This is a genomic window from Xanthomonas sp. NCPPB 3570 (genome assembly GCF_056725115.1).
The window spans coordinates 4174794-4197773 of sequence record NZ_CM161513.1 but is presented as its reverse complement, the minus strand read 5'-3'; the positions used below and the strand labels follow the sequence as shown (position 1 = coordinate 4197773).

Below are 22980 nucleotides of genomic sequence, written 5' to 3'. Positions count from 1 at the left end.
GGAGCGGGGCAGGAACTCATCCCGAATCCCCAATCCCCAATCCCGGCCCCTCACATGTCGTGCTTGTTGACCGCGTAGCCCTGGGCCTTGTACTGCTTCCAGCGCTCGCGCAGCGGGTCGCGCGCGGACGGGTCGGCCGGCACGACTTCCAGGACGCGGTCGCAGGCGCCCAGGTAGGGCGCATCGCGCAGGTTGATCACCAGCGGCCGCTGCGGCGCGTCGACGCCGGGCGGGACGATCAGCACCTGGGCCTCTTCTTCGTCGGCATCGGCGTCGGCGATCTGGTGCGGGATGTAGGCGTCGGCATCGAACGCCCACAACAACTCGTCCAGTTCCTCGGCCTGGGCCATGTCGCGCGCCAGCACCAGCGTCCACAGATTGGCGTCGTTGGCCTTGCGCGCCAGTTCGCACACCAGCCGCAGCGGTTCGTTGAGGAACCGCGGCTTGGCGATCAGATAGAAGTCGGCGCGCATCAGAGCGGGGATTCGTTATTGGGGATTGGGGATTGGCAACGGCGGACCATGGTCGCCTGCTGGAGCATGGGGCACGCGAAGGAAACGCGGAGGCGCCTTTCACGAATCCCCAATCCCGACTCCCTAATCACGCCGCGCCGCCTGCGGCGCGGTCGAGCAACCACTGCGACAACAAGCCTACCGGGCGGCCGGTGGCCATGCCGCGCTTGCCTTCGTCGCTGGCCACGCCGGCGATGTCCAGGTGCGCCCAGCGCTGGCCTTCGGTGAAGCGCGACAGGAAGCAGCCGGCGGTGATCGCGCCGGCCCAGCGGCCGCCGATGTTGTAGACGTCGGCGAAGCTGGAATCCAGCAGGCCCTGGTACTCGTCCCACAGCGGCAGGCGCCAGGCGCGGTCGAACACGTGCTCGCCGGCGGCCAGCAGTTCTGCGGCCAGGTCGTCGTGCTTGCTCATCAGGCCGGCGGTCTGGTGGCCGAGGGCGACCATGCAGGCGCCGGTGAGGGTGGCCACGTCGATCAGCGCCGCCGGCTTGAAGCGCTCGGCGTAGGTCAGCGCATCGCACAGGATCAGGCGGCCCTCGGCGTCGGTGTTGCCGACCTCGATGGTCTTGCCGGACATGCTGGTGATCACGTCCGACGGGCGGTAGGCGTTGCCGTCGATCGCGTTCTCCACCGCCGGCACCACCACCACCAGGTTCAGCGGCAGGCGCGCGGTCGCGGCGGCGACGAAGGTGCCGATGACGTTGGCGCCACCGCACATGTCGTACTTCATCTCCTCGATGCCGCCCTGGGTCTTCAGGTTGACGCCGCCGGTATCGAAGGTGATGCCCTTGCCGACCAGCACGTAGGGCTGAGCGTCGCCGCCACCGTTCCACTTCAGCACCAGCAGCCGCGGGCGGTTGGCCGAGCCGCGCGCCACCGCCAGCAGCGAGCCCATGCCCAGTTCCTGCATCTGCGTCTCGTCGAGGATCTCGGCCTCGGCGCCGTCCACGCCCTGGGCGAAGGCGGCGGCGGTCTCGGCCAGGTAGGCCGGGGTGCACAGGTTCGGCGGCAGGTTGCCCAGTTCGCGGGCGAATTTCACGCCGGCGGCGATCGCCTGGCCCTGGGCCAGCGCGGTGGCGTCGTCGCCGTGCACGGCCATACGCGCGAGGCCGCTGTCGTCGGGCTTCTTCTTGCCGAGGGTGGCGGTGTAGCGGTAGCAGGCGTGGTCGCTGGCGATCACCGCCTGGCGGATCGCCCAGGCGCGGTCGCGGCCCTTGACCTCCAGTTCGCTCAGGGTCAGCAGGGCGCTGGCCACAGGCCCGCTCTTGAGCGCACGCGCGGCGTCGCCGACCGCCTTCAGGTATTGCGGCACGCCGAACTTGGCGGCGTCGCCCAGGCCCACGGCCAGCACCCGCGGCGCGCTCACGCCCGGCAGGTCGTGGAGCAGGGCGGTGGCGCCGGTCTTGCCGCTGACGTCGCCGCGCTCGGCCAGGGCGGTCAGGCGTCCGCCGCTGGCCGTGTCCAGGGCCTGGGCGGCCGGGGACAGGCGCTTGTCGGCGAACACGCCGACGACGATGCAATCGAACGCCGCGGTGGCCGGGGCGTCGTGGTTCAGGGTGAATTCCAGGGCCATTGATCAGATTCCGTTGGCAAATCCGTACAATCGCGGACTCTTTACCCCCAGTCGGATAGGCTGGGTCCGCCGCGAACGAATCCGAGAGTTTAAATCAACCCACCCCCATGCCGAAGCTCGATCGATACCTGCTGCGCGATTTCGTCCAGAGCTTCTCGGCCACCCTGATCGTGCTGCTGGTGGTCAGCGTCGGTGGTGTGCTGGTGGACATCCTGGGCAACATCGCCGATGGCCGCATCCCGGCCAAGTTGTTGTTTTCCCAGCTGGGCCTGCAGTTCGTGGTGTACCTGCCGCTGATCCTGCCGCTGGCGCTGATGCTGGGCCTGCTGCTGGCGCTGGCGCGGCTGTACCGCGACTCGGAAATGGCGGTGATCACCGCCATCGGCGTGGGTCCGCGGCGCCTGCTGCGGCCGATCCTGATGCTGGTGATCCCGGTGGTGACCCTGGTCGGCTTGTGCTCGCTGTGGCTGGGCCCCTGGGCCGACCGTACCTCCGACCGGCTGATCGACGAGGCCAACCACAGCCTGCTGATGGCCGGGTTGGAGGCGGGGCGCTTCACCCCGCTGTCCAATGGCGGCATCGTCTACATCAGCACCCTGTCCGGGGACGGCACCAAGCTCAGCAAGGTGTTCATGCAGCGGCAGAAGGACGGCCGCCTCGACGTGGTCACCGCGCAGCGCGGCGCCATGTTCTTCGAGGGCAAGGCCGACCGCTACCTGCGCCTGGAAGACGGCTACCGGGTCGAGGGCCCGCTGGCCGGCGACGGGCTGGACTACCGGATGATGCGTTTCGTCAGCAACGACGTGGCGCTGCCCGACCGCAACGCCGCGCGCAAGGATGACGATCCGGAGCTGCTGCCCACCGCCAAGCTGATCGGCGATCCGCGCCCGCAGGCCAATGCGCAGTTGCATGCGCGCTTGGCGCCGCCGCTGCTGGCGCTGGCCTTCGCCCTGCTGACCCTGCCGCTGTCGCGCAGTTCGCCGCGGCAGCAGCGCTATGGCCGGATCATGCTGGCTTTCCTGGCCTACCTGGTCGGCACCAACCTGATGTTCCTGGGCACCCAGTGGCTGAGCACCGAGAAGCTGCCGCGCGCGCTCGGCCTGTGGTGGCTGACCCTGCCGCTGCTGGCGCTGTCGGTGTGGATGTACCTGCGCGATGGCCGGCTGTCGCGGCCGCGGAGGCAGCCGGCATGAGGCTGCGTCCGAACCTGCACGATGTGTACGTGGGCCGCGCCGTGCTCGGCACGGTGCTGCTGACCTGGGCGGTGCTGCTGGGCCTGGACGTGATCATGGCCCTGTCCAACGAGTTCAAGACGATCGGCACCGGCAGCTACAGCCTGGGCCATGCGGCCGCGTTCGTGGCCTACACGGTGCCGCGCCGCGCCTACACCCTGTTCCCGACCGGCGCGGTGATCGGCGTGCTGATGGGCCTGGGCCAGCTCGCCGCCACCTCCGAGCTGACCGCGCTGCGCGCGCTGGGCCTGTCGCGGCGCCGGCTCAGCCTGGCCGCAGCCTCAACCATGGCGGTGCTGACCGTGGTCATGGTGGTCAACGGCGAGACCCTGGCGCCGTGGGCGCAGAACCAGGCGGACGCGATCAAGGCCAACGCCAAGTACAACGGCGACATGAGCATGGCCCGCTATTCCGGGCTGTGGGCGCGCGAGGGCAACACCTTCCTCAACGCGCAGGCCGGCGAAGAGCACCTAGAAGACGACGGCGGCACCTGGCTGGAACTGCGCGACGTGCGCCTGTACACGCTCGACGACAGCGGCCGGCTGGCGTCGCTGACCCACGCCGCCATCGCCGAGCACCGTCGCAGCAGTTGGACCCTCAAGCAGGCCTACCGCGACAACTTCGCCGAACGCTCGGTGCAACGCGAGAAGTTCGACAGCCTGCCATGGCAATCGCAGTTGGATGCGAAGGCGCTGGCTTCGGGCCTGGCCAAGCCGCGCAACCTGTCGGCGCGCGACCTGCACACCAGCATCGAATACCGCCGCCGCAATGGCCTGGATGCGCGCGACTACGAGGACCAGTACTGGAGCCGCTGGTTCTACCCGCTGAACGTGCTGGCGCTGTGCTTCGCCGCGATCCCGTTCGCGTTCGGCGCGCTGCGCAGCGGCGGCATGGGCAAACGCCTGTTCCTGGGCATCCTGTTCGCGCTGGTGTTCTGGCTGCTGCAACTGTTCTTCGGACGTATGGCCGGCGCCCTGAAGTTCGACTACCGCATCGCCTACGCCTTGCCGCCGCTGGTGATGCTGACCGTGTCCTGGTTGCTGTTCCGCAAACGCAGCAGCTAGCGCATGTCGCAGACGCGGCTCCGGGCGCTGTCGGGCCTGGCGTTCCGCGGTCGTTCGGGGGACGCAGCGGCGCCCGGCCGCCGCGTCGGGCACGCTTTACCCCGCCTGCCCGATGCGGCAATAATCGTGCGCGTTCTGCAGGGGTGGCATTGCCTTTGTGCCCCATCATTGGCGGTCTTTCGAGCGGCGTTGTCGCCGGCTTGACGAAGGCTGGAATCGTTGTAATTGCCATCTGGAAGGGTTTTCGATGCATCCCACTGCAATGAGTAATGGCCAGCGTTTTTTCGACGCGTACTCCGAGCCATTCAAAAGCCAATCGAGCGTCAAGGTCGTCGAGATCGGATCCAGGAATTTCAACGGCACCCTGCGCCAGGTCACGCCGGAGCAGTTCGAGTACATCGGTGTGGATTTTGCGAGCGGCGACGGCGTCGATGTCGTGCTGGATTCGCCGTATGCGCTCCCGTTCGACGATGCGTCCATCGACATGGTGGTGTCGAGCAGTTGCCTCGAACATTCGGAAATGTTCTGGGTGGTGTTCCTGGAGATCCTGCGGGTGCTGAAGCCGGGCGGGCTGTGTTACTTGAATACGCCCTCCAATGGCGACTTCCATCGCTACCCCGTCGACTGCTGGCGCTTCTATCCGGACGCCGGCCAGGCGCTGGTCACCTGGGCGAAGTGGAACAAGATCGATGCGGTGCTGCTCGAGTCCTATGTCAGCAACCAGCACCTGGATCAATGGAACGACTGCGTGACCGTGTTCCTGAAGGATGCGCAGCACCTCGAGCGCTACCCGACCCGGATCCTCGACACCTTCCAGGATTTCCGCAATGGCACCAAGCACGGTGTCGACGGATTTCTGAACCTCAGCGACTCGCCCGAGGACAGGGTCAGGCTGGCGGTCATCGAGCGCGTCGTGACCGGGCAAACCAAGGTCTAGGGGTTGCGTGGCCGCGTCGCTGCGTTGGCGGCGGCGCGACGTGCCGTGCTCTCACCTTCGCGCGCGATGGCGCGCGCCCATGTGCTGCAGTCAGGGCCTGGCTTTGGGCTGGCGGATCAGACGGGTACCGCTGGCGCGGTCGTGCCATGTCAGCCGTTCCCGATCAAAAAGCGCCCACCAGAACCCCAACCCGCCCAGCAATAACGACACGGTACCGACCAGATAGCGCCGCCACAGCGCGCCCCAACTCGGCGTGCTGCCATCGGCACCGTGCAGGCGCAGGCGCCACGGACGCATGCCCAGGGTCTGGCCGCCGCGGCGCCAGCTCAGCGTCGCGTACAGGCCGGCCACCACCCAGCAACACAGCCACAGCAGCCACTGCAGGGCGCTGAACGGGGCGATGTTCTCGCGTGGCGCATGGCCTTCCAGCGTGTAGCCGAGGGTGAACAGCGCCGAGACCACGAACCACAGCGCCAGCACCGGCCAGGCGTCGTAGAACAGCGCCAGCAGCCGCCACAGCAGCAGCGCGCGCGGGCGGGGGACGGGATCGGGAGGCGAGGCGCTCATCGGCACAGCTTAGAGCCAGTGGCGCGCTTTGCGGTGGACTGCGTGTCGTGCGGCTCGCGCATGCGCAGCCCTGCGCGCGTCCCGCCCACATCGACCTTGCGCCCCCCGGCGAAGCCGCTAGGCTTTCCCGAATCCCGAATCCCGAATCCCGAATCCCCCAAATGCCCTCCCTGCATTCCCCCGCCGAGCGCCGCCAGCAGACGCAACGGCTCGCGCCGCTGCGCGAGGCCGATGCGCTGGCGATCCAGCAGTTCCTGGATGCGGCCTGGGCCGAGCAGGGATTGGCGCGGCAGAGCCTGGACAGCTATCGCCGCGACCTGGAGGGGTTCGCGCGCTGGCGCGACGGTGCGGGCGGTGGCCTGGCCGGGGCCGATCGGCAGGCGCTGTTCGACTACCTGGCCTGGCGCACCGGACTGGGCTATTCGCCGCGCAGCAATGCGCGCTGGCTGTCGTCGTTGCGCGCGTTCTTCGCCCTGCGTGTGCGCCGCGGCGAGCGCAGCGACGATCCGACCGCGCTGCTGGAGCCGCCGCGGCTGCCGCGTTCGCTGCCCAAGGCGCTGGCCGAAAGCCAGATCGATGCGCTGCTGGCGGCGCCGGACGCGACCGCGCCGGCCGGCCTGCGCGATCGCGCCATGCTCGAGCTGATGTACGCCGCCGGGCTGCGCGTCAGCGAGCTGGTGAACCTGCCGGCCAACGCGGTGAACCTGCGCCAGGGCGTGCTGCGGGTCACCGGCAAGGGCAGCAAGGAGCGGCTGGTGCCGCTGGGCGAGGAATCGCAGCACTGGCTGCAGCGCTACCTGGACGGTGCGCGGCCGGCCCTGGCGGCCGGGCAGGCGGTGCCGGCCAGCGATGGTGTGGTGCCGCTGTTCATCGACGCCGCGCGCCGCGCGCTGACCCGCCAGCAGTTCTGGGTGTTGGTGAAGCGCTATGCAGCGGTGGCCGGGATCGATCCGGCGCGGATCAGTCCGCACGGCCTGCGCCACAGCTTCGCCACGCATCTGCTCAACCGCGGTGCAGACCTGCGCGCGCTGCAGATGCTGCTCGGCCACAGTTCGCTGTCCACTACCCAGATCTATACCCTGGTCGCGCGCGAGCACCTGCAGAGCCTGCACCGCAAGCATCATCCGCGCGGTTGAAGGTCCCTGCAATCCGCCACGTGGGCTGCGCGCGATCGTGCAGGAGCGGCTTCAGCCGCGATGGTGTTTTCGGGGAATGCCGTCGCGGCCGACGCCGCTCCTGCGGGTGATTTGGAGCGTTCATGAAGGTGGCCGCGTTGCGCGACGCCGCTCAGCCTGTCTACATGGACCGCGCTGGGGGGTGTGCGACAATCCGGCCATTCGCAGCCCTCATGGATCGCCAATGCTCCGTTTTGCTCTTTGCGCGCTGCTGGGCGCGGCTTCGCTCTCCGCCTGCGCACAGTCCACCACGCCGCCGGCCGGTGCCGCCGCGTCGTCCAAGGCCGCACCCGCCGTCAGCGGCGCACCGGGCGAGCAGCGCGTGCGGTCGGCGCTGCTGCAGCTCGATCCCAACTTCAAGCCCGACTACATCGGCGCCGCGCCGTTCCCCGGTTTCCGCGAAGTGGTGGTGGGCGGCCAGGTGCTGTACGTCTCCGACGACGGCCGCTACCTGTTCCAGGCGCAGCCGTTCGACATCCAGGAAAAGCAGTTCGCCTCCAGCGAGGGCCTGCTGAGCTACCGCCGCAAGCTGCTGGAATCGGCGCCGCGTGCCGACCGCATCGTGTTCGCCCCGGCCAATCCCAAGTACACCATCAGCGTGTTCACCGACATCGAATGCGGCTACTGCCGCAAGCTGCACAGCGAGATCGGCGAGCTCAACAAGCAGGGCATCGCCGTGGAGTACCTGGCGTTCCCGCGCATGGGCCTGGGCAGCCAGGACTACAAGGACATGGTCGCGGTGTGGTGCGCGGCCGACAAGAAGAAGGCCCTGACCGACGCCAAGGCCAATGGCAAGGTGCCGAGCGCGGCCAACTGCAAGAACCCGGTGACCATGCAGTACAACCTGGGCCAGCGCCTGGGCGTGAACGGCACCCCGGCGATCTTCGCCCCGGACGGCACCCAGATCGGCGGCTACCTGCCCCCGGCCAAGATGCGCGAAGCGCTCGATAAGCGCGCGGCGGAAGCGACGAAGGCTGGCGGAAGCCGTTAAGGGCCGCGCGCCGGGATTCGGCATTCGGGATTGGGGATTCGCTGGAGCGCTGCTTCGGCGAATCTCCTTGCGCAGACGCCCCGCTTGCGGATGCGGGCTGCTGATTTAGACGTCTACTGCGAGCAGGACGCCGTCAGCGCGTCCGATGGCGAGGACGCCAGCCGGGACGCGGCGACCGCCGCGCTCGACCCCGCAACCCCGCCACGTGTCCATCGTCAAGGCGTTACCGGGAGCACACCCGTGCACGGAGCGCCGCCTTTACCAATCCCAAATCCCGAATCCCCAATCCCGGCTTACAATAGCCAGCCCGTTTCCTCACACGGTTCCCCGGACATGATCGTCCTCGAGGGCGCTCCCGCCCTTTCGCCGTTCCGTCGCGCTCGGCTCGAAACCCGCCTGCAGTCCCTCGTTCCCGGCGTGCGCATCGCCGGCGCCTGGCACGTCTACTTCATCGACGGCGAGAACGCCGGGTCGCTCGACCTGGTCGCGGCGCGGCGCATCCTGCAGGCGCAGGACGCGCCGGCGCCGGCCGACGCGGGCACCTGCTCGCGCTACGTGGTGCCGCGACTGGGCACGCGCTCGCCATGGTCGAGCAAGGCCACCGAACTGGTGCGCGGCGCCGGGCTGGCGATCCGCCGGGTCGAGCGCGGTACCCGCCTGGACCTGGCCGGCTGGCCGCAGGCGCCGGCCGACCAGGCCGCGCTGGCCAAGCTGCTGCACGATCCGATGACGCAGTCGCTGCTGGACGATGCCGCGCAGGCGCAGGCGCTGTTCCAGGCGCCGGCGCGCGGCGAGGTCGAGCGTATCCCGCTGGACCAGCTGGAAGCGGCCAATGCGCGCCTGGGCCTGGCCCTGGCCCAGGACGAGATCGACTACCTGCGCCAGCGCTTCGGCGAACTCGGCCGCGATCCGGCCGACGTGGAACTGATGATGTTCGCGCAGGCCAATTCCGAGCACTGCCGGCACAAGATCTTCAACGCCAGCTGGACCATCGACGGCAAGGAGCAGGACCGCTCGCTGTTCCGGATGATCAAGCACACCCACCAGCAGACCCCGCAGCACACGCTCAGCGCGTACAGCGACAATGCGGCGGTGGTGGAAGGGCACCCGGCCGCGCGCTACCGCCCGGATCCGACCAGCGGCGAGTACCGCAGCGAGGCGGTGACGCCGTCGGCGTTCTGCATCAAGGTCGAGACCCACAACCACCCGACCGCGATCGCGCCGTTCCCGGGCGCCTCCACCGGCGCCGGCGGCGAGATCCGCGACGAGGGCGCCACCGGCCGCGGCGGCAAGCCCAAGGCCGGCCTCACCGGCTTCAGCGTCTCGCACCTGCGCATTCCCAGCCTGCCGCAGCCCTGGGAGGGCGCGCGTCCGCTCAACCCGCGCATGGCGCCGGCGCTGGAAATCATGCTGGACGGCCCGCTCGGCGGCGCCGCGTTCAACAACGAATTCGGCCGGCCCAACCTGCTCGGCTATTTCCGCAGCTTCGAGCTGCCGGAGACGCAGGACCTGACCCGCGCCTACGACAAGCCGATCATGCTGGCCGGCGGCCTGGGCGCGATCGACCGCGTGCAGGTGGAGAAGATCCCGCTGCAGCCTGGCGATGCGGTGATCGTGCTCGGCGGCCCGGCGATGCTGATCGGCCTGGGCGGCGGCGCGGCCAGTTCGGTGGCCTCCGGCGACAGCGCCGAGGACCTGGATTTCGCCAGCGTGCAGCGCGACAACCCGGAGATGGAGCGGCGCGTGCAGGAGGTCATCGACCGCTGCGTGGCGCTGGGCACGGACAACCCGATCCGCTGGTTCCACGACGTCGGCGCCGGCGGCCTGTCCAACGCCATTCCCGAACTGCTGCACGATTCCAGCGTCGGCGGCCTCATCGACCTGGACCGCGTGCCCAGCGACGACCCCTCGCTGTCGCCGATGCAGCTTTGGTGCAACGAATCGCAGGAGCGCTACGTGCTCGGCGTGCCGCAGGCGCGCCTGGCCGAATTCGCCGCGATCTGCGAGCGCGAGCGCTGCCCGTTCGCCGCTGTGGGTGTGGCGACCGCCGAGGAACGGCTCGTCGTGGGTTACGGGGTGCTCGGCGGTGGGAATGGAGAATCGGGAATCGGGAATGGTGAAAAGCCGGCCGACTCCGCTGTTGCCCATTCCCCATTCCCCACTCCCCATTCCCAGCACCCCATCGATCTGCCCATGGACGTGCTCTTCGGCAAGCCGCCGAAGATGCACCGCGACACCCGGCAGCCGCCGGCGCCGCGCTGGCCGGAGCTGGACACCGATGCGCTGGACCTGCGCGAGGCCGGGCTGCGCGTGCTGGCCCATCCGACGGTGGCGGCGAAGAGCTTCCTGGTCACCATCGGCGACCGCAGCGTCGGTGGCCTGACCGCGCGCGAGCAGATGATCGGTCCCTGGCAGTTGCCGCTGGCCGATTGCGCGATCACCCTGGCCGGCTTCGATACCCACGCCGGCGAGGCGATGGCGATCGGCGAGCGCACCCCGCTGGCCCTGCTCGACGCCGCCGCGGCCGCGCGCATGGCGGTGGGTGAAGCCATCACCAACCTGTGCGCGGCGCCGGTGCAGGCGCTGGACCAGGTCAAGCTGTCGGCGAACTGGATGGCCGCGGCCAACCACGACGGCGAGGACGCGCGCCTGTACGCCGCGGTCAAGGCGGTGGGCATGGAGCTGTGCCCGCAGCTGGACCTGAGCATCCCGGTGGGCAAGGACTCGCTGTCGATGCAGGCGCAGTGGGGTGTGGCCGGGATTCGGGATTCGGGATTGGGGATTGGGGAGAGCGCTTCTGCGAATCCCGAATTCCCACTCCCCACTCCCGGCGCGAGCGCCACGCACAAAAGCGTCTCGCCCGTCTCCCTCATCGTCTCCGCCTTCGCGCCCGTCGCCGATGCGCGGGCGCAGTTGACGCCGTTGCTGGCGCGCGAGGCCGAGAGCGAGTTGTGGCTGATCGGGCTGGGCGGCGGCAAGCAGCGCCTGGGCGGTTCGGTGCTGGCGCAGGTGCATGGCGACGGTGCGCTGCCGGCGTTCGGCGGCGCGGTGCCGGATTTGGACGATCCGCAGCGGCTGCGTGCGTTCTTCGAGCTGATCCGCGATGCGCGCGAGGCCGGCATGCTGCTGGCCTATCACGACCGCAGCGATGGCGGCGCGTTCGCCGCGCTGTGCGAGATGGCGTTCGCCTCGCGCCAGGGCCTGGACATCACCCTCGATGCCTGGGGCGACGATCCGTTCCGCAGCCTGTTCAACGAGGAATTGGGCGCGGTGGTGCAGGTCGCCAAGGAAGACCGCGCCGCGTTCGCCGACCTGGTCGAGCGCCATGCGCTGACCGAGTGCGCGCAGCGCATCGCCCGCCCCAGCACCGCCGCGGCGGTGCGCGTGGCCCTGGGCGGCAAGACCCTGGCCGAATGGCGTTGGGACGAGCTGTTCGATGCTTGGTGGTCGGTGACCCACGCCATGCAGACGCTGCGCGACAACCCCGACAGCGCCGCCGAAGAGCGCGCGCTGGCGCGCGATTTCGCCGCGCCCGGGCTGAAGCCGAAGCTGGCCTTCGACCCGGCCGAGGACATCGCCGCGCCGTTCGTCGCCAGCGGCCAGCGGCCGAAGGTGGCGATCCTGCGCGAGCAGGGCGTCAACGGCCAGATCGAGATGGCCAATGCGTTCGAGCGCGCCGGGTTCCGCGCCTTCGACGTGCACATGAGCGACCTCATCGCTGGCCGCGTCGACCTGGCCGACTTCGTGGGCCTGGCCGCCTGCGGCGGCTTCAGCTACGGCGACGTGCTCGGTGCCGGCCGCGGCTGGGCCACCTCGATCCTGGAGCGGCCGGCGCTGCGCGATGCCTTCGCCGCGTTCTTCGCGCGTCCGGATACCTTCGCCCTGGGCGTGTGCAACGGCTGCCAGATGCTCAGCCAGCTCAAGGACATCATTCCCGGTGCCGAGCACTGGCCGCGCTTCCTGCGCAACCGCAGCGAGCAGTTCGAGGCGCGCACCAGCCTGCTGGAAGTGGTGGAATCGCCGTCGATCTTCCTGCGCGGCATGGCCGGCTCGCGGATCCCGGTGGCGGTGGCGCACGGCGAAGGCCGCGCCGAGTTCGATACTGCCGTGGACCAGGCCGCCGCGCGGGTGGCGCTGCGCTTCGTCGACGGCCATGGCGCCGTCGCCACGCAGTACCCGCTGAACCCGAACGGCTCGCCCGACGGCATCACCGGCCTGACCAGCGACGACGGCCGGGTGACGATCCTGATGCCGCACCCGGAACGCACCCTGCGCTCGCTCAACCTCAGCTGGCATCCGGCCGAGTGGCCGGACGCATCGCCGTGGCTGCGCATGTTCCGCAACGCGCGGGTGTGGGTGGGCTGACGCGGCGTTGCCCCTGGCGCGCTCGCCGCGATGGCGACGCGCCTGCGCGACGGCGACGGCGTGGTGTCGCCCAGTCCGATCGAGCGTCGACGCGCCGGGTCGCGCGTCGCTGCGTCCCATGTGGGAGGGACTTCAGTCCCGACGCAGGACCGTGTCCGGCCGCGACAGACCGGCGGTTCGCCGGGCCACGCTGCGAAGTTTTCTGTGCGTCGAGATGGGTGTCTTCGGCAAATCCCGTCTTCGGACGATCTGACCGTGCCCGGTCGCGGCTGAAGCCGCTCCTTGTATCTGGACATGAGGCCCCCGCGGCGTTATGTCTTCCGACTGATCATCGGAGCAGTGCGGGAAGCCCAGTCGCTCCTAAAGCCACGAGCTTGCATTGTAGATTGGCTCCCGCATTGCGCATGCTGGCCCATCGGTGTCCGTACGGTATCCAGAGTCCGCCGCTGGCGTGAACTCGCATCCACAAGGCAGGACCGGGCGCAGCGGTGATCGTGTTCACCCTACGATGGAGGAATTCCCCATGTCCCCAGTCGTCGGTATCGACGTCGCCAAACACAGTTTCGATCTGGCCATCGATCTGGCCAACGGCAAGTACCGCACCAAAGCCAAGCTTGCGAACGATCCCACGGGGTTCCAGACCCTACGCACGTGGCTGCAGACCCACGCGCAGGCGGACAGCTGGATCGTGATGGAAGCCACCGGCACCTACCACGAGGCGCTGGCCGAGTTCGTGCACGCCTTGGGCTACCGGGTGTGTGTCCTCAACCCGGCGCAGACGGCGCTGTATGCGCGCAGCCAGCTGACTCGGGTCAAGACCGACCGGAGCGACGCCAAGCTGATCGCCAGCTATGGCCTGCGCCATGCGTCGCAATTGCGGCCGTGGCAGCCCGATCCGCCGGCCCTCAAGCATCTCAAGGCGCTGGTGCGCCGCCGGGACGACCTGCTGCAGATGCTGCAGATGGAGCGCAATCGCCTGGATGTCGCCGCGCCGGTGGTGCGCGACTCGCTGCTGGAGATCATCAGCCAGCTCCAGGCGAGCATCGCCCAGATCGAACGGGCCATTGACGACCAAATCGACCAGGATCCGACCCTGCGCGGGCAGCGCGAGCTGCTGGTCAGCATCGACGGGATTGCCCACAGGAGCGCAGCGTTGTTGCTGGCGGAGCTTGGCAACGTGGAGCGCTTCTCTCACGCCTCGGCGGTGACTGCCTTTGCCGGGTTGAATCCACGGCTGCAGGAGTCGGGTAAGCGCCAGGGCCAGGTCTGCATCTCCCGCACCGGCTCCCCACGCCTGCGCGCCGGCCTGTTCCTGCCGGCCTTGGTCGCCATGACCCACAACCCGGTCGTGCGCGCGCTCAAACAACGCCTGCGCGAACGCGGCAAGGCCAACAAGCAGATCATCTGCGCCGCCATGCGCAAGCTGCTGCATATCGCCTACGGCGTGCTCAAATCCCGCACGCCCTTCCTCCCTCAAAAGGCCCTTGCCTGTTAGAGGGGAAGACGGTATCTACGAAAACTGCAGGGTTTTGTCCCGCGCGCGCTGCCGTCAGGGCGGTCGCGTGCGTGTGCCTGCGCCACCGTCACGGTGAACAAGCCGGTGGCGTGCGCCCACCTGGCGCTCCGGGCTGCATGGTCGCACTGCGGCCGCATCCATTCCGCCGTCCGCCCCCGGGGTCGCGCCGCCGTGTGACCACGGGCGCCTGTTTCGCGCAATCGGCGCCATTCGCGTCCGTCTGGCGCGATCGCGTACCTCGACTGTGCAGCTCCTGGCGCACTTACCACACGTTTGCGTCAAGTCCTTGACGATAAACGAAATCGCCCCGACCGCCGTGTGTCAAGACTGGCAAGGTCCGTGCCGAAAAGTTGGCGCGAGTGGGTTGTTTTCATTGATATTTATCGAAAAATTAACGAAACGAGCCTGAATTCGCGGTCTGTGTCACGGCGTGTGTCGCGTTAAGTCAAAAACTTGACGTACTTGAAAGGCCGGGTTAACACTCGAGTCAGTTCCGCATTCCACCTCGGTTCATCTACAGCTCCGAGCAGCGACAGGCGTGAGCCTCTCGCGTCCCGGTTGGGACGTGCGGCACCTAAAAAACCGACAGGGGGTCGGCCGGCCGGAACGCCGGGCGAGGGTGGCTTTTTGACCAAAAACCAGCCGAATTGAGGAGCAGTCGTCGATGAATCGGATTTATCGCAAGGTCTGGAACAACGCGTTGGGGATGTGGGTGGTGGCATCGGAACTGGCCAGCGGCGATGCCCGCGGCGCGGTCGTCCGCGATCGCCGTGCCGCACGCGCACACGGCCTGGCCCTGGCCGGCGCGATCGCCCTGGCGCTGGGCGCCGGCGCCCTTCCCGGCAGCGCCCAGGCGCAGGCCGTGCAGATCGGCGACAACGCCAATGCCAGCGGCGACTACGCCACCGCGGTCGGTGCCGAGAGCAACGCCAGCGGCGCACAGAGCACCGCGACCGGCGCGGCCAGCAACGCCAGCGGCGACGGCAGCGTGGCCAGCGGCACCCTCAGCGACGCCAGCGGCGTGGAGGCCAGCGCGCTTGGCTACTACAGCACCGCCAGCGGCGATGGCGCGACCGCGCTCGGCGCCGAGAGCATCGCCTCCGGCGCCGCCAGCGCCGCGGTCGGCGTGGCCGCCGATGCGACGGGCGAGTACGCCACTGCGGTCGGCGGTTTCTCCAGCGCCAGCGGCTTCAACAGCACCGCGCTGGGCAACAGCGCGGTCGCGCAGGGCCGCAACAGCGTGGCGCTGGGCGCCGACGCGGTGGCCGACCGCGACGACAGCGTGTCGGTCGGCAAGACCGGCGGCGAACGCCAGATCACCAACGTGGCCGCCGGCACCGAGGCCACCGATGCGGTCAACGTGGCGCAGCTGGACGCGGTCAAGCAGACCGCCGACACCACCGCCAAGTACTTCCAGTCCAGCGGCAGCGACGCCAGCGATGCCGGCGCCTATGTCGAGGGCGCCAATGCGATCGCCGCCGGCGAAGGCGCCAACGCCATCGGCAACGGTGCCAGCGCGCTCGGCAGCGGCGCCACGACGGTGGGCGGCAACGCCACTGCAGTCGGCAGCAACGCCACCGCCGTCGGTGCGTCGGCGACCGCGGTCGGCGGTGCGCTGTCGATCGTCGACGACAACGGCGAGGTGCTGCTGGAAGGCACCACCACCGCGGCCGCGCAGGGCGCCAGCGCATTCGGCGCCGGTGCGCAGGCCAATGGCGCGTTCTCCACCGCGCTGGGCACCGCCGCGCGTGCCGACGGCACGCAGAGCACCGCCACCGGCTTCTCCGCCGCCGCGACCGGGCTGGCCGCGACCGCCACCGGTGGCTTCAGCCAGGCCGGCGGCGACTTCGCCTCCGCGTTCGGCTACGGCGCCAACGCCAGCGGCGGCGACGCCGTGGCGGTGGGCTTTTCCAGTCTCGCCAGCGGCGTGTCCAGCACCGCCGTCGGCGGCAGCGTGCTCGGCCTGTTCACCACCGAGGCGCAGGGCGAAGGCGGCAGCGCGTTCGGCGCCGGCGCCTGGGCCAATGGCGACTTCTCCACCTCGGTCGGCTGGCTGAGTTCGGCCGACGGCGCCTCCAGCGCCGCGTTCGGTGCTGCGTCCTGGGCGCAGGCCGACGATTCCACCGCGCTGGGCTACGGCGCCAAGGCCGCGGCCAGCGGCAGCGTCGCGCTCGGCCAGGGATCGGTCGCCGATCGCGCCGACACCGTCTCGGTCGGCAGCGCCGGCAAGGAGCGGCAGATCGCCAACGTCGCCGCCGGCACCGAGGGCACCGACGCGGTGAACCTCGACCAGCTCGACGCGGTCAAGCAGGTGGCCGACGGCACCGCGCGGCTGTTCGCCGGCAGCGGCGACGGCACTGCGCTGGCGCAGGGTCAGCAGGCCACCGCCGCCGGTGCCGACGCGCTGGCCGATGGCGACTACACCACCGCCATCGGTTCCACCAGCACCGCCGCCGGCCTCGGCGCCGCGGCGCTGGGCAGCGGCGCGGTCGCCAGCGGCGACCACGCCAGCGCGGTCGGTACCGATGCCACCGCGGTCGGCACCTCGGCCACGGCGATCGGCAGCACCGCGACGGTGTACGAGTACGACGAGAACGGCTTCATCGTCGGCAGCCGCGAACAGACCACCCAGGCGCTCGGCGTGGCCGCGACCGCGGTCGGCGGCGGCGCGCAGGCGCTGGATCCGCTGAGCACCGCGGTCGGCACCGGCACCTCGGCCAGCGGCGTGCAGAGCACCGCGCTGGGCTACCACGCGCAGACCTTCAAGGATGGCGCCACCGCGGTCGGCGGCCTGTCCGAAGTGGCCGGCGACCTGGGCACGGCGGTGGGCTATGCCTCGCGCGCGGCCGGCGATTACGCCACCGCGGCCGGCATCGGCGCGCGGGCGACCGCGACCAGCACCGTGGCGATGGGCATGAACTCGCTGGCCAGCGGGACCGACAGCGTGGCGATCGGTGGCGTCAGCACCGCCGCGGCGAGTGCCGGCAACAGCGTCGGCATCACCGCCGCCACCGGCGTCGGCAGCGTGGCGCTGGGGGCAGGCGCGGAGAGCCAGGGCGATTACGCGATCGCCATGGGCTACAACGCCAATGTGTTCCCGAACCTGGAGAACGGCACCGCCGACTCGGTGGCGATCGGCCACAGCGCCGGTTCGTTCGCGCCGCACACCGTCTCGCTCGGCGCCTATGCGCTGTCCGCGGGCGAGGGCGGGGTGGCGATCGGCCAGGCAGCCACCGCGTGGAACGCCAACAGCGTGGCGCTCGGCGCCGATGCGGTGACCTCCACGTTCCATGACAGCAGCACCGCGCTCGGTGCCAACAGTGCGGCCAATGGCGCCGACGCGACCGCGATCGGCTACGGCGCGCGGGTCAGCAGCTGGGTCGCGGATGCGCAGGATCGCTCGGCGTCCAGCGCGGTCGCGCTTGGCGCGTATTCCTACGCGAACCGCGACAACAGCGTCTCGGTCGGCGACGTGGGCAACGGCCTGACCCGGCAGATCACCAGCGTCGCCGCGGGTACCGAAGCCACCGACGCGGTCAACGTGGCGCAGCTGCAGGAGGCCGGCAAGTACCTGCAGGCCAGCGCCGGCAACAGCGATGCCGGCGCCTACGTCGAAGGCGACGACGCGCTCGCCGCCGGCGAGGCCGCCAATGCCATCGGCAACGGCAGCACCGCGCTCGGCGCCGGCGCCGATGCGCTCAACAGCGGGGCGACCGCGGTGGGCAGCGGCGCGGTCGCGGCCGGGCAGAACAGCGCCGCCTTCGGCACCAACGCGCAGGCCACCGGGCCGGCGGCGGTGGCGGTCGGCGGGGTGGCGGTGGACGCCAACGGCGATCCGCTGATCACCAAGAGCGGGGTGGCGGTGGACACCGGCGCCACCAGCGCCGGGGTGGGCGGTACCGCGCTGGGCGCCAGCGCCGATGCCAGCGGTTTCGCCGCCTCGGCGGTGGGCGTGGGCGCCTACGCCGGCGGCGCGCAGGCATCGGCGTTCGGTGCGGTGGCCAATGCCACCGGCGACTACGCCACGGCGGTCGGCACGCAGAGTGCGGCCACCGGCACCAGCAGCGTGGCGGTCGGCGGTCCGGCCGACCTGATCCCGGGCCTGGGCCTGTTCGTGCAGACCCAGGCCAGCGGTGCCAACGCGGCCGCGTTCGGCGCCGGCGCGATCGCCTCGGGCGACGACTCCACCGCCAACGGCAGCATGACCGAGGCCTCTGGCCTGCAGAGCACCGCGCTGGGCTACTTCGCCTACGCGCCGGGCGACTACGCCAGCGCGCTGGGCGCGCAGTCCTGGGCCAGCGGCGCCAACAGCACCGCGGTGGGTTACTACAGCACCGCGCTGGCCGCCGACAGCGTGGCGCTGGGTGCGAACTCGGTGGCGCGTCGGGCCAACACGGTCTCGGTCGGCGATGCCGGCAGCGAGCGGCAGATCGTCAATGTCGCCGCGGGCACGCAGTCCACCGATGCGGTCAACCTCGCGCAACTGGATGCGGTGCGCGCCACCGCCGAAGGCACCTCCAAGTTCTTCGCGCATGGCGGCGACGGCACGGTCGGCGCCTATGCCGACGGCGCCGGCGCGCTGGCCGCTGGCGATGCGGCCAATGCCTACGGCAGCGGTGCGGCGGCGTTCGGCAGCGGTGCCGCGGCGATGGGCGATGACGCGGTCGCGCTGGGCAACGGCAGCACGGCTGGCGGCACCGGCGGCACCGCCATCGGCGGCCGCGGCCAGGCCTACGACCAGTACAACCAGCCGATCGTCGATGCCGACGGCAAGCCGGTGCTGATCGGTGCCAATGCCGGCGAGAACGCCACCGCGCTCGGCGCGGGCGCGCAGGCCACCGGCAGCGTCGCCACCGCCACCGGCTACGGCGCGCAGGCCACCGGCGACCACAGCACCGCCGGCGGCTACAAGGCGCGCGCGACCGGCAACTACAGCCTGGCGCAGGGCGACAACGCCTGGGCCAGCGGCGAGGACGCCAGCGCGGTCGGCGCCTACGCCTGGGCCACGGCCGATGGCGCCTCGGCATTCGGCACCTCGGCCTGGGCCACCGGCGCCAACGCGTCGGCGTTCGGCACCGGGGCGTGGGCCAGCGGCAGCGGCGCCACCTCGATCGGCTTCAACAGCTGGGCGCCGGGCCTGAGCGCCACCGCGGTCGGCCGCGGCGCGTTCGGCTACGGCAACTACAGCGTGGCGCTGGGCTTCCAGGCGCTGGGCAACCAGGTCAACACCATCGCCATCGGCACCAACACCGTGGCCGATGCGGAAAGCGCGATCAGCATCGGCGCCGGCAGCGAGACGACGGCGTCCAATGCGGTGGCGCTGGGCGCCGGGGCGGTCGCCGACCGCGCCTACAGCGTGTCGGTGGGCAGTGCCGGGCAGGAGCGGCAGATCACCAACGTCGCCGCCGGCACCGAGGCCACGGATGCGGTCAACGTCGCCCAACTGGATGCGGTGAAGCAGGCCGCGGCAGCGACCAGCAAGTACTTCCAGGCCAGTGGCAGCGCCGACAGCGATGCCGGCGCCCTGGTCGACGGCGACAATGCGCTGGCCGCCGGCGAGGCCGCCAACGCTACCGCCGACGGTGCCACTGCGCTCGGTGGCGGCGCCAATGCGGTGGCCGCCGGGGCGACCGCGATCGGCTTCAACGCCGTCTCCAGCGGTGTCGATGCGGTCGCGCTGGGCAACGCCAGCCAGGCGTCGGGCGAGAGCAGCATCGCCATCGGCAGCAACGCCCAGGCCAGCGAGATCGGCGCCACCGCCAGCGGCGCCGGCGCGCAGGCCAGCGGCACCTATTCCACCGCCACCGGCAACGAAGCGGTGGCCTCGGACAACCAGGCCACGGCCACTGGCTTCCGCAGCGCTGCGTCGGGCATCGGCGCCACCGCCCTGGGCGGCTACAGCGAGGCCACGGGCTATCTGTCCTCGGCGCTGGGTTACGGCGCACTCGCCTCGGGCAGCTACGGCACCGCAGTCGGCGTGTCCTCCACCGCTTCCGGCAGCAGCAGCGTGGCGGTGGGCGAGTACAGCGTGGCCTCCGGCGAGGAGAGCGTGGCGGTCGGCGGTACCTCGTTCTTCGGCCTGATCCCGGCCGAAGCCTCGGGCGCCAACAGCGCCGCGTTCGGTGCCGGCGCCGGTGCCACCGCGGACTTCAGCAGCGCGCTCGGCAGCCTCAGCTACGCCAGCGCCGACAGCGCCAGTGCGTTCGGCTACGGCGCCTATGCATCCGGCGTCAACAGCGTGGCGCTGGGTGCGAACTCCGAGGCGGCGCGCGACAACACCGTCTCGGTGGGCAGCGCCGGCAAGGAGCGGCAGATCACCAGCGTCGCCGCCGGCACCGAGGCCACCGATGCGGTCAACGTGGCGCAACTGAACGAGGTGAAGCAGTCCGCCGATGCCACTGGCAAGCAGTTCAAGGCGAGCGGCGGCAGCGACCCGGCCGACGATGTCGGCAGCTACGTGGAAGGCACCTACGCCACCGCCGCCGGCGAGGCCAGCAACGCCTACGGCACCGGTGCCTCGGCGTTCGGCAGCGGCGCGCTGGCCGGCGCCCGCTACGCCACCGCGTCCGGCTATAACGCCACCGCCACCGGCGAATCCAGCACCGCGATCGGCGGCTCGCTGTATTACACCGACGCGTCCGGCAACGTGCTGCTTGACGGCACCACCACCGCCAGCGCCGCCGGCGCCACCGCGCTGGGCGCGGGCGCGCAGGCCAGCGGCACATTCAGCAGCGCCAGTGGCGCCGGCGCCATCGCCAGCGGCCTGCAGGCCACGGCCGACGGCTACAAGGCGACGGCCGGCAGCGACTACAGCACTGCGGTCGGTGCCTTCAGCGCCGCCAGCGGCACCCGGACCAGCGCGTTCGGTTACGGCGCGGCCGCGGCGGGCAACTACGCCTCGGCGCTGGGCTGGGGCAGCACCGCCTCCGGCGCCTACGCCGCGGCGCTGGGTTACAGCGCCCGCGCCACCGGCGAGGATGCGACCGCGCTCGGCGCCTCGGCCTGGGCCACCGCGGCGCAGACCACCTCGGTCGGCCAGTTCGCCTGGGCCACCGCACAGGGCGGCACCGCGATCGGCCAGAACGCCTTCGCCTATGGCGGCACCAATGCCACGGCGCTGGGCATCAACGCTTCGGCCAGCGGCGCCGGCAGCGTCGCCCTGGGCTCGGGCGCGCGCACCAGCGAAGCCAACGTGGTGTCGGTGGGTGGCGGCAACGGCGTCACTGCGCCGGCCACGCGCCGCATCACCAACGTCGGCGCGGCGGTCAACGCCACCGATGCGGTGAACAAGGCGCAGCTGGACGCGGTGGCCACCGCCGCCGGCGACACCAGTGCGCGCTTCCAGAGTTCCGGCACCGCGGTGGCCAGCGCCAGCGGCGTGGACAGCACCGCGGCCGGTGCCGGCGCCACCGCCAGCGGCCTGCGCAGTTCCGCGCTGGGCGTGGGTTCCGTCGCCGCTGGCGCCGGTGCCACCGCCACCGGTGCCGGCAGCTCGGCGACCGGTGCGCGCAGCACCGCGATCGGCCTGCAGACCAACGCGATCGGCGAGAACGGCGTGGCGATGGGCTACAACAGCTTCGTCCGCAACAGCGGCAGCAACGGCGTCGCGCTCGGCGCCAATGCCGGCGTATCCGCGGACAACGCAGTCGCGCTCGGTGCCGGCTCGCGGGTGTACGAGGCCGACACCGTGTCGCTGGGCAGCGGCAACGGCCGCGGCGGCCCGGCCACCCGGCGCATCGTCAACCTGACCGCCGGCAGCGTCGCCTCCGGTAGCACCGACGCGATCAACGGTGGCCAGCTGTACCAGTCGCTGAGCAACATGGCCACGTTCCTGGGCGGCGGCGCCGGACTCGGCGCGCAAGGCCTGTTCGTGGCGCCGACGTACGTGATCCAGGGCGCCAGCTACAACAACGTCGGCGCGGCGCTGGCGGCGCTGGACGGCAAGGTCAGCGAACTGGATGCGCGCACCGGTGGCAGCGCCACCGCGGCACGCAGCGCGCGCGTGGTCGGCACCAGTGCGGTGGCCGCGCAGGCCACCGAGGCGGCGCCGGCGACAGCAACCGAGACCGCGGCGACGGCCACGACCACGACCGCGTCGGTGTCCGGCAGCATCGGCACCGCCCAGGTCGGCGAAAGCACGGCGGTGGCCTCCAGCGCCACGGCGGTGGGGACCGCCGCGCGCGCCAACGACGTCACCGGCACCGCGATCGGCGGCAGCGCCTACGCGCATGGCGCCAACGACACCGCGATCGGCAGCAACGCCAAGGTCAATGCCGACGGCAGCACCGCGGTGGGCGCCAACAGCCACATCGCGGCGGTGGCGACCAACGCGGTGGCGATGGGCGAGGGCGCCAGCGTCAGCGCGGCCTCGGGCACCGCCCTCGGCCAGGGCGCCAGCGCCACCGCGCAGGGCGCGGTCGCCCTGGGGCAGGGGTCGGTGGCCGATCGTGCGCAGACGGTCTCGATCGGCAGCGCCGGCAACGAGCGCCAGCTCGCCAACGTCGCCGCCGGCACCCAGGCCACCGATGCGGTCAACAAGAGCCAGCTCGACAACGGCGTGGCTACGGCCAAGTCGTACACCGATGCGCGCTTCGGCACCATGGCCGACAGCTTCGAGGTGCTGCGCGGCGACGTCGATGCCCGGTTGCGCGACCAGGACCGCCGCATCGATCGCCAGGGCGCGATGAGCGCGGCCATGCTCAACATGGCCACCAGCGCCGCCGGTATCCGCACCCAGAACCGCGTCGGTGCCGGCATCGGCTTCCAGAACGGCGAGTCGGCGCTGTCGGTGGGCTACCAGCGCGCCTTTAGCGACCGCGCCACGGTGACCATCGGCGGTGCCTTCAGCAGTGACGACAGCTCGATTGGCATCGGTGCCGGTTTCGGCTGGTGATCCATCGCGGACGGCGGCAGCTGCCGCCGTCCGCTACGCAATGGCCTGAGGGGGCAGACCACAGGACCTTGGCTGGGCCGGCCAACGGATTCGGAAAAGGGAGTTTTACGGCCGCAACTGTCGCCTGATCCACGAAACTTTGAAGAGGACGTCAA

Annotated in this window: 11 protein-coding genes; 8 read left to right on the top strand and 3 right to left on the bottom strand. The window is 70.8% G+C overall.

Annotated features, from left to right (window positions below; translation table 11 throughout):
* Nucleotides 1–50: 50 nt before the first annotated feature.
* Both AC1PLR_RS18015 and AC1PLR_RS18010 read right to left on the bottom strand, forming a co-directional pair.
* Nucleotides 51–476 carry a DNA polymerase III subunit chi gene (locus AC1PLR_RS18015; protein WP_029562175.1) on the bottom strand — a complete coding sequence of 142 codons (426 nt, stop codon included), beginning with the start codon at nucleotides 474–476 and terminating at the stop codon, nucleotides 51–53.
* A gap of 124 nt (nucleotides 477–600) precedes the next feature.
* Nucleotides 601–2085 (bottom strand): leucyl aminopeptidase, encoded by a 1485-nt coding sequence (locus AC1PLR_RS18010; protein ID WP_481101863.1) that lies wholly within the window; start codon nucleotides 2083–2085, stop codon nucleotides 601–603.
* 107 nt (nucleotides 2086–2192) lie between these two features.
* Here AC1PLR_RS18010 and lptF point away from each other — a divergent pair, with 107 nt between their 5' ends.
* From lptF to AC1PLR_RS17995, 3 genes are all read left to right on the top strand, one after another.
* The gene (lptF, locus tag AC1PLR_RS18005) at nucleotides 2193–3278 is read left to right on the top strand and encodes an LPS export ABC transporter permease LptF (protein WP_481101862.1); all 1086 of its coding nucleotides are present in this window, start codon (nucleotides 2193–2195) and stop codon (nucleotides 3276–3278) included.
* Entirely contained in the window at nucleotides 3275–4381 is a 1107-nt protein-coding gene (gene lptG / locus AC1PLR_RS18000) for an LPS export ABC transporter permease LptG (protein WP_420007952.1), read from the top strand. The genes lptF and lptG overlap by 4 nt, the downstream gene beginning before the upstream one ends.
* Before the next feature lie 262 nt (nucleotides 4382–4643).
* A complete protein-coding gene (locus tag AC1PLR_RS17995; protein WP_481099049.1) occupies nucleotides 4644–5318 on the top strand; it encodes a methyltransferase domain-containing protein in 675 nt (224 codons plus the stop codon).
* Nucleotides 5319–5408: 90 nt separating this feature from the next.
* On the opposite strand, the gene AC1PLR_RS17990 is transcribed toward AC1PLR_RS17995, so the two are convergent.
* The gene (locus tag AC1PLR_RS17990; protein ID WP_481101861.1) at nucleotides 5409–5885 is read right to left on the bottom strand and encodes an RDD family protein; all 477 of its coding nucleotides are present in this window, start codon (nucleotides 5883–5885) and stop codon (nucleotides 5409–5411) included.
* 161 nt (nucleotides 5886–6046) lie between these two features.
* Here AC1PLR_RS17990 and xerD point away from each other — a divergent pair, with 161 nt between their 5' ends.
* From xerD to AC1PLR_RS17965, 5 genes are all read left to right on the top strand, one after another.
* Nucleotides 6047–7021: a site-specific tyrosine recombinase XerD gene (gene xerD / locus AC1PLR_RS17985; protein ID WP_481101860.1), complete on the top strand. Its 975-nt coding sequence runs from the start codon at nucleotides 6047–6049 to the stop codon at nucleotides 7019–7021.
* Nucleotides 7022–7244: 223 nt separating this feature from the next.
* Nucleotides 7245–8051 (top strand): DsbC family protein, encoded by an 807-nt coding sequence (locus AC1PLR_RS17980; RefSeq protein WP_481101859.1) that lies wholly within the window; start codon nucleotides 7245–7247, stop codon nucleotides 8049–8051.
* A gap of 333 nt (nucleotides 8052–8384) precedes the next feature.
* Complete coding sequence (gene purL / locus AC1PLR_RS17975) at nucleotides 8385–12416, top strand: phosphoribosylformylglycinamidine synthase (RefSeq protein WP_481101858.1); 4032 nt, start codon at nucleotides 8385–8387, stop codon at nucleotides 12414–12416.
* 523 nt (nucleotides 12417–12939) lie between these two features.
* Nucleotides 12940–13911, top strand: a complete 972-nt coding sequence (locus AC1PLR_RS17970) for an IS110 family RNA-guided transposase (protein WP_481101059.1) — start codon at nucleotides 12940–12942, stop codon at nucleotides 13909–13911.
* A gap of 685 nt (nucleotides 13912–14596) precedes the next feature.
* Nucleotides 14597–22825, top strand: coding sequence for an ESPR-type extended signal peptide-containing protein (locus AC1PLR_RS17965; RefSeq protein ID WP_481101857.1), 8229 nt, complete (start codon nucleotides 14597–14599; stop codon nucleotides 22823–22825).
* Nucleotides 22826–22980: the final 155 nt, after the last annotated feature.

Excerpts from the sequence above, each read along its gene's own strand:
- AC1PLR_RS17970 (WP_481101059.1), top strand. The coding sequence starts at position 12,940 with ATGTCCCCAGTCGTCGGTATCGACGTCGCCAAACACAGTTTCGATCTG.
- AC1PLR_RS17990 (WP_481101861.1), bottom strand. The coding sequence starts at position 5,885 with ATGAGCGCCTCGCCTCCCGATCCCGTCCCCCGCCCGCGCGCGCTGCTG.
- xerD (WP_481101860.1), top strand. The coding sequence starts at position 6,047 with ATGCCCTCCCTGCATTCCCCCGCCGAGCGCCGCCAGCAGACGCAACGG.
- AC1PLR_RS17995 (WP_481099049.1), top strand. The coding sequence starts at position 4,644 with ATGAGTAATGGCCAGCGTTTTTTCGACGCGTACTCCGAGCCATTCAAA.
- AC1PLR_RS17980 (WP_481101859.1), top strand. The coding sequence starts at position 7,245 with ATGCTCCGTTTTGCTCTTTGCGCGCTGCTGGGCGCGGCTTCGCTCTCC.
- AC1PLR_RS17965 (WP_481101857.1), top strand. The coding sequence starts at position 14,597 with ATGAATCGGATTTATCGCAAGGTCTGGAACAACGCGTTGGGGATGTGG.
- AC1PLR_RS18010 (WP_481101863.1), bottom strand. The coding sequence starts at position 2,085 with ATGGCCCTGGAATTCACCCTGAACCACGACGCCCCGGCCACCGCGGCG.
- purL (WP_481101858.1), top strand. The coding sequence starts at position 8,385 with ATGATCGTCCTCGAGGGCGCTCCCGCCCTTTCGCCGTTCCGTCGCGCT.
- lptG (WP_420007952.1), top strand. The coding sequence starts at position 3,275 with ATGAGGCTGCGTCCGAACCTGCACGATGTGTACGTGGGCCGCGCCGTG.
- lptF (WP_481101862.1), top strand. The coding sequence starts at position 2,193 with ATGCCGAAGCTCGATCGATACCTGCTGCGCGATTTCGTCCAGAGCTTC.